Below are 12,647 nucleotides of genomic sequence, written 5' to 3'. Positions count from 1 at the left end.
AACGGGCCCATGGAATCCTTCTGGGGAACATTGAAATGCGAGAAATTTTATTTGCATACTTACCGAACTTTTGACCAGTTGAAGAACGACATTGATGACTACATCCACTTTTACAATTACGAACGATTACAGAGAAAATTAAACGGCCTCAGTCCGATGGAGTATAGGACCAAGGCCGCCTAATTGAGCTTTTATTTTTTATACTGTCTACTTGACGGGGTGCAGTTCACCTTACGGGCGGTCGGATTTTTATCATCTATCATCGAGTGAATTATTGTTCGGATTGTTGCTGCTGGAACTTGGCGATCGCCTCGTAATCTTCCTCCAGCTTGCGCGAAATGCGAATATAGATCGGCAGCAGCTGTTTATAAATTGCTGCATGTTCCGGATTTGGCGTATGCTGATGGGTGCCACCGACCATTTCTTTGACGACTTCGAAGGAGTCGATTTCCCCTAATGCATACAAGCCGAGCACTACTGCGCCCAAGCAGGAGCTCTCATAGCTCTCCGGGATAACGACCTGTTGGTCGAAAATATCAGCCATCATTTGGCGCCACAGTGGGGAGCGGGCAAAGCCGCCCGTCGCTTGGATTTTCTGCGGCCGTCCGATTTGTTCTTCCATCGCCAGAAGTACCGTATAGAGGTTGTAAATCACGCCTTCCAGCACGGCCCGGATCATGTGTTCCTTCTGATGGTGCAGCGTCAGCCCGAAGAAGGATCCACGCGCATGCGGATTCCACAGCGGTGCCCGTTCGCCGGCCAGGTACGGGTGGAAGAGCAGCCCGTCCGCGCCCGGACGGACACGCTCGCCGATCTTGGTCAGCACGTCGTACGGGCTGATCCCCAGCCGTTTCGCCGTCTCTACCTCGGAAGCGGCGAATTCGTCCCGCACCCAGCGGAAAATCACGCCGCCATTGTTGACCGGCCCCCCGATTACCCAGTGCTTATCCGTCAGCGCGTAGCAGAAGATTCGGCCCTTGGGATCGGTCCTTGGGCGGTCGACAACGGTGCGAATCGCCCCGCTGGTACCGATCGTGACGGCGACGACGCCGGGGTCGATTGCATCGACCCCAAGATTGGACAGAACGCCGTCGCTGGCACCAATGACGAAGCGGGTGGAGGGTGCGAGTCCCATGGCGCTGGCGTAGCTTGGCGCCAGGCCTTGCAGGATGTGCGCCGTCGGCACGAGCTTCGATAGTTGATCTGGCGTGATGCCGGCCAGTCGCAGCGCTTCTTCGTCCCAATCCAGGCGCTCCAGATTCAGGAGGCCGGTCGCCGAGGCGATCGAATAGTCGACGATGTACTCCCCGAACAGCTTCAGGAAGATGTATTCCTTAATGGAGACGAACTTGCGGGCTTGTGCGAACAGTTCCGGCCGTTCATGACGCAGCCATAGCAGCTTGGTCAGCGGGGACATCGGGTGAATCGGCGTGCCGGTGCGCAGATAAATTTCGTGACCGCCCAGCTCGTTCTTCAGCTTCTCCGACCAGTCCGCACTGCGGTTGTCCGCCCAGGTGAGACAACGCATCAGCGGTTTGCCCTCGACATCCAACGGGATTACGCTATGCATCGCTGAGCTGAAGGAGATGAAGCCAATCCGTTCAGGAGCGATCCCGCTCGTATTCATGACTTGACTCACCACCGCGATCACCGCGGCAAAAATCTCCTCGGGATCCTGCTCCGCCACCGCAGCGGAGGGCGTGTATAGCGGATATTCTTCATTGGCCGTGGCGATCACTTGGCCGCTGCGTTCATATAACACGGCTTTCGTGCTGGTCGTGCCGATATCCAGGCCAATCATATGCGTCAAAGAACCCATACCCTACCTTCTTTCCACGTCAATTCTTCTTATTTTCATTGTAATGAGTTTTGCCTCGAAAAATAAAGCTCAGCCCGAGGAGGTCAAATCCCATTCTGTATACTTGTCGACAAGAATAAACGGCCAAAAGGGCCCGGGGTACCGTCCCAGCTCGAATTATTGAGGGATGCTCGTCTGAAGCGTGCGGTGCGAGTCGGCGAAGTATTCCTCGACGTTCCGTCCAATAATGTCGGCGTCACGGGACTCTAATGCCTGCAACAGCTTGCGGTGTTTCCCGATCACATAGTCGATTTTGTCCTCACCTTGCGACAAAACTTCCCGCGTCGTAATCAACATGACCGTCATCACGATTTGGCGGATGCTGGTCCACAGATGCATGATGCGGGTATGGTTCGCTCCGGCAATAATCGTCTCGTGAAAACAGAGATCCTGATAGGCGAATTCTACGACGTCCCGGTGTTTGCCGGCCAAGACCATTTTGTCGATGATTTGCGATAGCGGAGCAATCAGTGCCTCTGGATCATCCGCCATCCGCTGGGAGGCGAAGCTTTCAATTAAATAACGAACATCGTACAATTCGTCCACGTCCTGCAGGCTAAGGCCATTGACGACCGCACCCATGCGTTGTAGGCGGATCAGACCTTCGCCGGAGAGCGTTTTTAGCGCCTCGCGGACCGGGGAGCGGCTCGTGCCGAAATCCGCGGCGATGCGATTTTCCGACAGGACCGCGTCTGGCTTGATCGTGCCTGCTATGATTTGCAGTCGCAGCTCTGCGGCGATCGATTCGCCGAGCGAACTGCCTTTCAACCAGGAAGAAGGGTATTGCATGCGATATTTCTCCTATTCCAAGGGATGTCATCCCGCTTGATGATCGATGAAACCTAAATACTTCGATCATAGCATGAATATTGTCGGATGGGGAATCTCGCTCAAGGTTTTTGGAGGAAATTAAATGATTTATTTAGCCGATTCTACCGCATGTCCGCCAAATTCGTTGCGCAGCGCCGCGACTACTTTGCCGTGAAACGTGTCCTCCTGGAGCGAACGGTAACGCATGAACAGCGACATTGCGATCACCGGTGCGTTTGCTTGCAGATCCAGCGCCGTTTCAACTGTCCATTTGCCTTCTCCGGAAGAATGCATGACACCGCGGATCCCTTCCAGCTTCGGATCTTTGGCAAAAGCGTTTTGCGTCAGCTCCATCAGCCAGCTGCGAATGACCGAACCATTCGACCATACCCGGGCGACCTGCTCGAAATCGTAATCGTAAGGGCTTTTGTCGAGCAACTCAAAGCCTTCGGCAATGGCCTGCATCATGCCATATTCAATTCCGTTATGGACCATTTTGAGAAAATGGCCGCTCCCGGAAGGTCCGGCATATAGATAGCCGCCGCTAACGGCGATATCACGAAAGATCGGTTCCATCAACCGGAAGGCCTCTTCCTCGCCGCCGATCATAAAGCAGCCGCCTTGCTCCGCGCCTTCGACCCCCCCGGAAGTACCGACATCGAGGAAGCGAATGCCCTGCGCCGCCAGTTGTTCCGATAACTCCAGCGAGTTTTTGTAATGCGAATTTCCGCCGTCAATGACGACATCGCCCGGTTCTAACAAAGGGGTTAGCTGATCGACGACTGAGCGCAGCGGAGCACCGGCCGGAACCATTACCCATATGAATCTTGGCGTTTCTAGAGCAGCGACGAGTTCCTCCAGGTTGGCGGCGGGGACCGCGCCTTTTTCGGCCGCGCCTGCAACTGACCGCGGATTCATGTCATGAGCCACAACGTCATGTCCGTGCTCCAGCAGATTCAGAACGAGATGAAAGCCCATTTTTCCAAGTCCAATCATGCCTAATTTCATTGAAGTAAGCACCTCATTTCGAATTATTGTATACTTGTATACAACTTATAAATTGAATATACTCCGATTCGATTTGGCTGTAAACCATCTACAAGAAGGCGCTTCTTGAGGGGGTTCTTTCGGTTGAAAGTACTTTTCCACATGTGCATAACTTATATGCGAGGAGGTTATCGGGAAGGCTGTGGAAAACTGAAGCGTGAAATTTTTCGTTACGAGGGCTGTGGATTGTGGATAATGGGAAACGAAAAGCGGGAGATGGCGATGGAAGTTCGGTTGACTTTTCCTAGGCGGTGTGGTTAAATGTATAAAGGCATTTTCTGTGGATATGAAAATGGTAAACATACAGATAATGATAATCCTGTAAGGGGGTGCGATAAATGAAACCAACTTTCAAACCGAATGTGAGCAAACGTAAAAAGGTTCACGGTTTCCGCAAAAGAATGAGCACGAAAAACGGCCGCAAGGTTCTCGCTGCTCGTCGTCTCAAAGGCAGAAAAGTACTGAGTGCGTAAAGCGTGCGTAAAGACCACCGCGGTGGTCTTTTTTTTATACTTGAGCCTAGCGCGAGAGTTACGACGACGTTTGGTCAATACTAATCTAGAAGTGATGAATCAAGGAGATTGCTCGTGCATAAACAACTTCGTTTGAGAAACCGCGCCGATTTTAACCGCATCTACCGGTTTGGCAAGTCCTTTGCGAATCGCCAGCTGGTGGTGTACTGGTCCAATAAACCGGATATTGAACGTTTTCGCCTGGGGGTATCGGCCAGCAAAAAAATCGGAAATGCCGTCGTTCGCAACCGGATGCGGCGGATGTTGAAGGAGATCGTCCGACTGCATGAAGCGGAAATTCGCGACCATGTCGATCTGATCCTGATCGTGCGTAATGGGGCCGTTGGAATGGAATATAAGGACCTCGAAAAAAGCGTGCTTCACGTGCTTCGAAAAGCTTCGCTACTGCGGGCTTCCGGGCGTTAGGCAGGCTTGTTTCTTTGTCCCTTCAAATATGTTATGATTTACGTTGAATGGATAGGTTAAGAGAGGGGTTTTAAAGTGTCGCGATTGATGACTAACCGAAGAAGATGGCTTCTTCTCCTTCTGGCGGTCGTGATGGTAGCGGTTCTCGCGGGATGCGCTCCGCAGAATGCTCATTTGGCAACCACGACGGAAAATATGAAGGATAGCAATTCGTGGTGGACCGCGAATGTGGTTTACTATTTCTCGCTCGTACTGGATACGTTTGCAAAATGGTTTAATGGTGCTTATGGCGTAGCGATTTTGATTATGGTGCTGATCGTTCGGACGCTGATCCTGCCTTTGACACTGAAGCAGGTCAAGAGTTCGAAAGCGATGCAGGCCATTCAGCCTCAGCTCCAGAAAATCCGTGAGCAATATAAAGATAATCCGGAGCTACAACAGCAGGAGACCATGAAGCTATTCCAGGAACACAAGGTCAATCCGATGGCGGGTTGTTTCCCGTTGATCATTCAGATGCCGGTGTTCATTGCGTTGTATAATTCGATTTACTACAACTCGGCGATCCGAGAGCATTCCTTCCTGTGGCTGCAGCTCGGCGAACCTGACAAATTGTTTATCTTGCCGGCGGTCGCGGCTTTGACGACTTTTATTCAAACGAAGATGATGTCGAGCGTGAATCCGCAGGGCATGCAAGGCCCGATGGCGTTTATGATGTGGGTCTATCCGATTTTGATTTTTGTCATGGCGTACAATTTCGCCGCTGCGTTGCCGTTGTACTGGATTTTCAGTAACCTGTACACAATTGCGCAAAACTTCTTTATCTACCGTAAGAAAGATCCGGCTTTGGCTGCGGCTGCTGTTACAGCAGGCGGCGGCGGTGGCGGTTCATCTTCCGGCTCTGGGAACAAGAAGCGAGGCGGCTCCAATCTAAAAGCCGGTCATCCCGGTAAGGGTGCCAAGGAGGCCAAAAAATCGAAATGAATAAAATCGTGACGTCGGGAAAAACCATTGAAGATGCTGTAAGACAAGGATTGGCCAAGCTCGGCACCACCGAGGATAAAGTCGCCGTGAACGTGTTAGAGCAGCCATCAAAAGGATTCCTGGGACTGTTTGGGGGAAAGGAAGCAAAGGTTGAGCTTACTTTGGTTGAGGAACCTGCCCCTGTATCAGTACCCACCCCGAATAGGGCTGCTTCGGCACCTCGTTCGTCTGCTTCCGTGATAGAGGAGAAGGCGGCGGGAAGCGAGAAGGATCCCTACGCGGAGGCGGCGTCATTCATCCGGGAGGTCGGCGAAAACATGGGCTTGGACGTCAAAGTCGAAGTCTCCCATGGCAAAGACCATACCGTGTTGAACATTTCGGGCCATGATTTGGGTTTAATGATCGGGCGGAGAGGGCAAACCCTCGACGCGCTGCAATATTTGGCGAATATCATCGCTAACCGTTATTCCGACAGCTTCATCCGCATCGTCCTCGATGCCGAAAACTTCCGGGAACGCCGGAAGAAAACGCTGGAGGAACTTGCCGTCAGATTGGCCGGACGGGTCGTTCGAACGCGTAAAGAGGTTACGCTCGAACCGATGTCGCCGCAGGAGCGCAAAGTGATTCATTCCAAACTTCAGGATCACCCGGAGGTCAAAACTTACAGTAAAGGCGAAGAGCCGAACCGGCGGGTCGTTATTACTCTGAAGCATAGTAAATGAATGAGACGCAATGACGTTTGCTCGGCGTAAGCTGGGGGACGTCATTTTTTTATCCCTAGGTCTCAACCCACCCCACCCCTCCCTTACCGTAAGGGAGGGCGTCCGAGGGCCTGCTGCCCTCTGGGCTCCCGCAAACTGGAGGAACGTAGGAGGGAAAGAGGCGCTCCAGCTCGCTGTCCCCTTCGGGGATGCGCTTTACTTCGGTGTGTGGAACGCTTTTCCCCCCTTCGGGGTACGTCTTACTGTTGAGCACCCGGGATACCTGGTAAACCGTGCTGCTCATGACTACTGCTGTCGGCGCACCCAAGGGGATGTGGAGGTGGGAGCGGCTTCTCGCCCCTTCGGGGCCCGCCTTTACTTTAGAGCTCCTCCTATGAGGGAGAGGCTCCGAAGGAAGCGTCGAGTACGGTTTGCGGTGGTAGAGAAACTACATGCAAGGAGGGCGTTGTCCCTTCGGGATGCGCTGACGTTGGAGCAAAGCGGTGAGAGCGGATGCTTCGAAGGGATCGAGGAGTAGCGGCAGGTGCTTGCGGAGTGACTATGTGCAAGGAGGGCGCTGTCCCTTCGGGATGCGCTGACGTAGGAGTAAGACGTGAGGGCGGATGCTTCGAAGGGATCGAGGAGTAGCGGCAGGCGCTTGAAGTGTGACTATGTGCAAGGAGGGCGCTGTCCCTTCGGGATGCGCTGACGTTGGAGCAAGACGTGAGGGCGGATGCTTCGAAGGGATCGAGGAGTAGCGGCAGGTGCTTGCGGAGTGACTACATGCAAGGAGGGCGCTGTCTCCTGCGGAGATGGCGCTGACACTCGGAGCAATGCGATGCATGAGGATGCTCTGATGGGGTGAGTGAATTGGGGGCGGAGAGGGGCGTATGAATCCGATGAAGCGGAGCGTTCGCCTTTGTGAGCGGATTTCTACAACTTCTGAATGTAGTCCAATCCAAGTAATCCGCGAACAACAGCGATCGTAGGATCATACGACCAGCGGAGCTATGAAATTCACGAACGGTTTTAAAACAACTAGCGAGGTGAAGCAAAATGCTTAGCGATACAATTGCAGCGATATCGACAGCGGTGGGCGAAAGCGGCATCGCCGTGATCCGCGTCAGCGGACCGGAGGCCATCGCCGAAGTGGGGCGGTTATTCCGCGCCAAGACGGCGCTGCCGGAGGCGGAGAGCCATACGGTACATTATGGCTTCATCGTGGACCCGGCGACGGGCGACAAGCTCGAGGAGGTGCTCGTCAGCGTCTTTCGCGCGCCGCGCTCCTTCACAACGGAAGACGTGGTGGAGATTAGCACGCACGGCGGGATCATCTCCGTCAAACGCGTGATGGACCTGCTGCTCCAGCAGCGAGGCATTCGCCTCGCAGAACCGGGCGAGTTCACGAAACGCGCGTTCCTGAACGGCCGGATCGACTTGTCGCAGGCGGAGGCGGTCATCGACCTGATCCGATCCAAGTCGGATCGGGCATTCTCCGTGGCGCTGAAGCAGGTCGAAGGCCAGCTGTCGCGCCAAATCGGGATGCTGCGACACACATTGATCGAGACGTTGGCGCATATCGAAGTGAACATCGATTATCCGGAGCATGACGTGGAGTCGATGACGATGGCGTTTATCAAGGAGAAATGCACGGCGGTGTCGGAAGGCATCGATGCGCTGTTGAAAACGGCGGAACAGGGCAAGATTTTGCGAGAGGGAATTACGACGGCGATCGTCGGTCGCCCGAATGTCGGGAAATCCTCGCTGATGAATGCCCTAGCCCGCGAGAATAAGGCAATCGTCACCGACATCCCCGGAACGACGCGGGATGTGATCGAAGAATATGTGACGATCAATAATATCCCGCTGAAGCTGCTCGACACGGCGGGGATCCGCGAGACAATGGACGTAGTCGAGCAGATCGGGGTGGAGCGGTCCAAAGCGGCGGTGAACGAGGCGGACTTGATCTTGCTCGTGCTCAACAGCGCCGAGGCGCTGCATGAGGACGAAGTTGCGTTGATGGAGCAACTGAAGGGGCGGTCCACGATCGTTCTTTTGAATAAAATCGATTTACCGCAGCAGTTGGATCAAGAGGTGGTACGGCGTTATTTTTCCGAGGAAGCGATCGTCGAGTTGTCGGTCAAAACGGAGGAAGGGCTGGATCATCTGGAGGAAGCGATTGCCCAATTGTTCTTCGGCGGAAAGCTGGAGTCGAACGACCTGACGTATGTAAGTAATGTGCGCCATATTGCCTTGCTGAAGAAGGCAAAGCAGTCCCTTGCGGATGCGTACGAGGCGGCGGACAGCGGGATTCCGATCGATATTTTGCAAATTGACGTGAGGTACGCTTGGGAGCAGTTAGGCGAGGTGATCGGGGATTCGGCGCCGGATGCGTTGATCGATCAGATTTTTTCGCAATTTTGCTTGGGGAAATAAGCGTTCTCTAGTATCAGCAGAGCCGGTTCATGGTATGATGTTACGGATAGAGTTTGAAGGGTGTAGGGTAAAGGAGGTTGACGATACATGGGTTATGCTGCTGGAAACTATGAGGTGATCGTGGTTGGCGCAGGGCATGCAGGCTGCGAGGCGGCTTTGGCTGCAGCGCGGATGGGATGTCGAACGCTGATGGTTACGATCAATTTGGATATGGTTGCTTTTATGCCGTGCAATCCTTCGATTGGAGGTCCGGCAAAAGGCCACGTCGTGCGCGAGGTTGACGCCTTGGGCGGCGAAATGGGCCGTAATATCGACAAAACGTTCATCCAGATGCGGATGCTTAATACCGGGAAAGGCCCGGCCGTTCACGCGCTTCGCGCGCAGGCGGATAAATTCTCCTATCAACATACGATGAAGGAAACGATGGAGAAGGAGCCGAATCTGACGATGCTCCAAGGGATGGTTGAGGAGCTGATCGTCGAGGATGGCCAGTGTGTGGGTGTAATTACCAAAACCGGCGCGGAGTATCGGGCTCAAGCGGTGGTACTGACGACCGGTACGTATTTGCGCGGCAAAATCATCATGGGCGAGCTGATGTACGAAAGTGGCCCAAACAACCAGCAACCTTCGGTGCGACTGTCGCAAAACTTGAAGGAGCTGGGCTTTGAGCTGGTGCGTTTCAAAACCGGGACGCCGCCGCGGGTGCATAAGGATACGATCGATTTCTCGCAAACGGAGATACAGCCTGGGGATGAGAAACCGAAGTTTTTTTCCTATGAGACGAAAGAATCGGACAATGAGCAGCTCCCTTGCTGGCTGACGTATACTTCCGAAGAGACGCATAAGATCATTACGGATAACTTGGATCGTGCGCCGATGTTCTCCGGGGTGATCGAAGGCACGGGTCCGCGATACTGTCCGTCTATCGAGGACAAAATCGTGCGGTTCAGCGACAAGCCGAAACATCAGATTTTCCTGGAACCGGAAGGTAAGAATACGTCGGAGTATTATGTACAAGGCTTCTCCACTAGTATGCCCGAGGAGGTTCAGTTAAAAATGCTGCGTTCGGTGCCGGGTCTGCAAAACGTGCAAATGATGCGCACCGGTTACGCGATCGAATATGATGCGGTTGTACCGACTCAGCTGTGGCCTTCCTTGGAGACGAAACGGCTGCCTGGACTATTTACGGCGGGACAAATCAACGGGACTTCCGGTTATGAGGAAGCGGCGGGACAAGGCATTATGGCCGGGATTAACGCTGCCCGTAAAGTGCAGGGCAAGGAACCTGTTGTTCTTGATCGTTCGCAAGGTTATATCGGCGTATTGATCGATGATTTGGTGACGAAAGGCACGAATGAGCCGTATCGCTTGCTTACCTCGCGTGCCGAATATCGCCTGCTGCTTCGTCACGACAATGCAGACTTACGTCTGACGCCGCTGGGCCATGACATTGGCTTGATTTCGGAAGAGCGGTATGCGCGGTTCTTGGATAAGAAAGAGAAGGTTGAGCAAGAGATTGAGCGATTGAAGTCAACGAAGGTTCGTCCTACTGATATCAATCCGCTGCTCGAGTCGATCGGTTCGGCACCGATTCAGGATGGCAGCAACTTGCTCACGATTTTGCGGCGTCCGGAAGTGTCGTATGCTCATATCGCTTCATTGTCCCCGTCGGAGATCGAACTTGATGAAGAGATGCAGGAGCAAGTTGAAATTCAAATCAAGTATGCGGGTTATATAGAGAAGCAATTGATCCATGTTGAAAAGTTACAAAAAATGGAAAAGAAGAAAATACCCGAAACGATCAACTATGATGATATTCAAGGCTTGGCGATAGAGGCACGGCAAAAGCTGACTAAAATTCGTCCGATCTCGATCGGTCAAGCTTCGCGGATTTCGGGGGTTACACCGGCCGACATTTCGATTTTGCTGGTGTATTTAGAGCATTATAACCGGGTCACGGCTGCAGGAGGGTAACCATTGGATTCGATACAAGCCCAATTTTGCACACTGCTCCAAGGTCATGGCATCGAGGTGTCGGACGAGCAGTTGAAGCAATTCGAACGATATTACGAAGTGCTAGTTGACTGGAATGAAAAGATGAACCTCACCGGGATTACCGAACGAGAACAGGTGTATATCAAGCATTTCTATGATTCGATAAGCCTAGCGTTCCATGTCCCGATGGGGGAGATGGGGTCTATGGCGGATATTGGCTCAGGGGCGGGATTCCCCGGCATTCCGTTAAAAATTTGTTATCCACATTTGCAGCTAACGATCGTGGACTCTCTAAATAAACGAATCCAGTTTTTGCAGCATGTGGTTACTGAACTTGGTTTATCCCAAGTACAATTGCTGCATGGACGCGCTGAGGACTTGGGGCGGCAGAAGGAACTTCGCGATGCGTTTGATCTGGTCACGGCCCGAGCTGTTGCCCGGATGGCCATTCTCAACGAGTTTTGTCTGCCATTTACTAAACCTGGCGGATTATTCGTGGCTATGAAAGGAAGCAATCCGGTGGATGAAGTGAAGGAAGCGGCCCGTAGTTTGTCTGAATTAAAAGGGAAGTGGGTCAGCACTCCCGAGTTTTCACTTCCGCTGGAAAATTCGGAACGTCATTTGGTCATTATTCAAAAGACAGCCCCAACACCAAAAAAGTACCCCAGAAAACCTGGAACACCGGTCAAGATGCCGCTGATTTAAATCATAAGCTATGCCCCTTAGCAAATTGTTCCACGTGAAACATAGCTAAGGGGGATTTTTTTGTCTTTAGGCCGATAAATCTATCTTCTTTTCTTAAACTTCTCTCAATTAGAGAATAGGATTATAGAGGAAAAAGTGGTAGAATAGATATATCAGGTTTTATATTGCATTTCGTTTGGAGTAATGTCATCCCGGGGGATGATTCGTAAGGCGGTTTGGCCTTATGTCACTATGAAACTAGGTGGTAATTGACGGAATGAAAGAACAATTTTCTAAATTGTTTGGGTTAACCGAACGAAGCGGCGGAGATGAAGTGAGACAAATTCCGGTGGAGGAAATTGTCGGCAGTCCTTATCAACCGCGGACGATCTTTGACGACGAGAAAATCGATGAGTTATGCCAAACGATTCGTACGCATGGCGTGATTCAACCGATTGTCGTTCGTTACCGGAATGAGAAGTATGAAATTATCGCCGGAGAGCGCCGCTGGAGAGCCGTCAAAAAGCTGGGTTTAGAGTCCATTCCTGCAATTTTGCGAGATTTCAACGATTCGCAAGCGGCATCGATTGCCTTGATTGAAAATCTCCAACGAGAAGGGCTCACCTCGATAGAGGAAGCTATAGCTTACCAAAATTTGATTGATTTACACCAGTTGACGCAGGAAAGCCTGGCACAACGCCTTGGAAAGAGTCAGTCAACCATTGCTAACAAAATCAGACTGTTGCAGCTTCCGGAGGGTGTAAAGACAGCGCTGATGGAACGGAAAATTACAGAACGTCATGCGCGTGCTTTACTGTCCTTGGACTCGGAAGAATTGCAGTTAAAGGTCCTGGGTGAAGTAATTAGCAAAGAGTTGAATGTCAAACAGACAGAAGCTCGCATTGTCTTCTACAAAGAATTGGACAAGAACAAAAAGTCTCCATCGAAACGAATTTCTTTTACAAAAGATGTTCGTTTAGCCTTGAATACGATCCGCCAATCCATTGACATGGTCATCGGATCGGGCTTGCAAATCAAAACGGAAGAAAAGGATCATGAAGATCATTATGAAATTGTGATTCAGATTCCAAAACGTTCATAAATTCACTCGCTGACCCCAACCGCGAGGTTGAAGGTCAGTTTCTTTTTCGGTCTTGAACGATAAGCGTTATGCACATGTGGATAAAGACTGTTACG

12 protein-coding genes are annotated in these 12,647 nt (G+C 52.1%); 9 read left to right on the top strand and 3 right to left on the bottom strand.

Annotation, left to right across the window (positions count from 1 at the left end; translation table 11 throughout):
• A partial coding sequence (locus KJS42_RS07850) for an IS3 family transposase (protein WP_213622517.1) occupies positions 1 to 183 on the top strand: 183 nt, incomplete at its 5' end.
• Positions 184 to 271: 88 nt separating this feature from the next.
• Here the strand turns inward: KJS42_RS07850 and gntK are convergent.
• From gntK to gnd, 3 genes are all read right to left on the bottom strand, one after another.
• Entirely contained in the window at positions 272 to 1,819 is a 1,548-nt protein-coding gene (gene gntK, locus KJS42_RS07845; protein ID WP_213622516.1) for a gluconokinase, read from the bottom strand.
• Between the two features lie 156 nt (positions 1,820 to 1,975).
• Positions 1,976 to 2,647 (bottom strand): GntR family transcriptional regulator, encoded by a 672-nt coding sequence (locus tag KJS42_RS07840; RefSeq protein ID WP_193417631.1) that lies wholly within the window; start codon positions 2,645 to 2,647, stop codon positions 1,976 to 1,978.
• A 129-nt stretch (positions 2,648 to 2,776) separates the two neighbouring features.
• Positions 2,777 to 3,676, bottom strand: coding sequence for a phosphogluconate dehydrogenase (NAD(+)-dependent, decarboxylating) (gene gnd, locus KJS42_RS07835; protein ID WP_155604520.1), 900 nt, complete (start codon positions 3,674 to 3,676; stop codon positions 2,777 to 2,779).
• Positions 3,677 to 4,053: 377 nt separating this feature from the next.
• Here gnd and rpmH point away from each other — a divergent pair, with 377 nt between their 5' ends.
• The 8 genes from rpmH to noc all read left to right on the top strand — a co-directional run bounded on the left by rpmH (position 4,054) and on the right by noc (position 12,552).
• Complete coding sequence (gene rpmH / locus KJS42_RS07830; RefSeq protein WP_009223341.1) at positions 4,054 to 4,188, top strand: 50S ribosomal protein L34; 135 nt, start codon at positions 4,054 to 4,056, stop codon at positions 4,186 to 4,188.
• A gap of 114 nt (positions 4,189 to 4,302) precedes the next feature.
• Positions 4,303 to 4,653, top strand: coding sequence for a ribonuclease P protein component (gene rnpA / locus KJS42_RS07825; RefSeq protein WP_193417627.1), 351 nt, complete (start codon positions 4,303 to 4,305; stop codon positions 4,651 to 4,653).
• Between the two features lie 75 nt (positions 4,654 to 4,728).
• A complete protein-coding gene (locus KJS42_RS07820; protein WP_213622515.1) occupies positions 4,729 to 5,634 on the top strand; it encodes a YidC/Oxa1 family membrane protein insertase in 906 nt (301 codons plus the stop codon).
• A complete protein-coding gene (gene jag / locus KJS42_RS07815) occupies positions 5,631 to 6,356 on the top strand; it encodes an RNA-binding cell elongation regulator Jag/EloR (RefSeq protein ID WP_213622514.1) in 726 nt (241 codons plus the stop codon). The genes KJS42_RS07820 and jag overlap by 4 nt, the downstream gene beginning before the upstream one ends.
• A 1,035-nt stretch (positions 6,357 to 7,391) precedes the next feature.
• Entirely contained in the window at positions 7,392 to 8,771 is a 1,380-nt protein-coding gene (gene mnmE / locus KJS42_RS07810) for a tRNA uridine-5-carboxymethylaminomethyl(34) synthesis GTPase MnmE (protein WP_213622513.1), read from the top strand.
• Positions 8,772 to 8,858: 87 nt separating this feature from the next.
• The gene (gene mnmG, locus KJS42_RS07805; RefSeq protein WP_155604524.1) at positions 8,859 to 10,745 is read left to right on the top strand and encodes a tRNA uridine-5-carboxymethylaminomethyl(34) synthesis enzyme MnmG; all 1,887 of its coding nucleotides are present in this window, start codon (positions 8,859 to 8,861) and stop codon (positions 10,743 to 10,745) included.
• Between the two features lie 3 nt (positions 10,746 to 10,748).
• Positions 10,749 to 11,471, top strand: a complete 723-nt coding sequence (rsmG, locus tag KJS42_RS07800) for a 16S rRNA (guanine(527)-N(7))-methyltransferase RsmG (protein WP_193417616.1) — start codon at positions 10,749 to 10,751, stop codon at positions 11,469 to 11,471.
• 256 nt (positions 11,472 to 11,727) lie between these two features.
• Entirely contained in the window at positions 11,728 to 12,552 is an 825-nt protein-coding gene (noc, locus tag KJS42_RS07795) for a nucleoid occlusion protein (protein WP_213622512.1), read from the top strand.
• The last annotated feature ends 95 nt before the right edge of the window (positions 12,553 to 12,647 follow it).

It is taken from the genome of Paenibacillus sp. J53TS2, assembly GCF_018403305.1.
Classification (GTDB): Bacteria; Bacillota; Bacilli; order Paenibacillales; family Paenibacillaceae; genus Fontibacillus; species Fontibacillus rhizolycopersici.
Note: the sequence above shows the minus strand (reverse complement) of the source record. Positions and strands in the feature narration are given on the sequence as shown.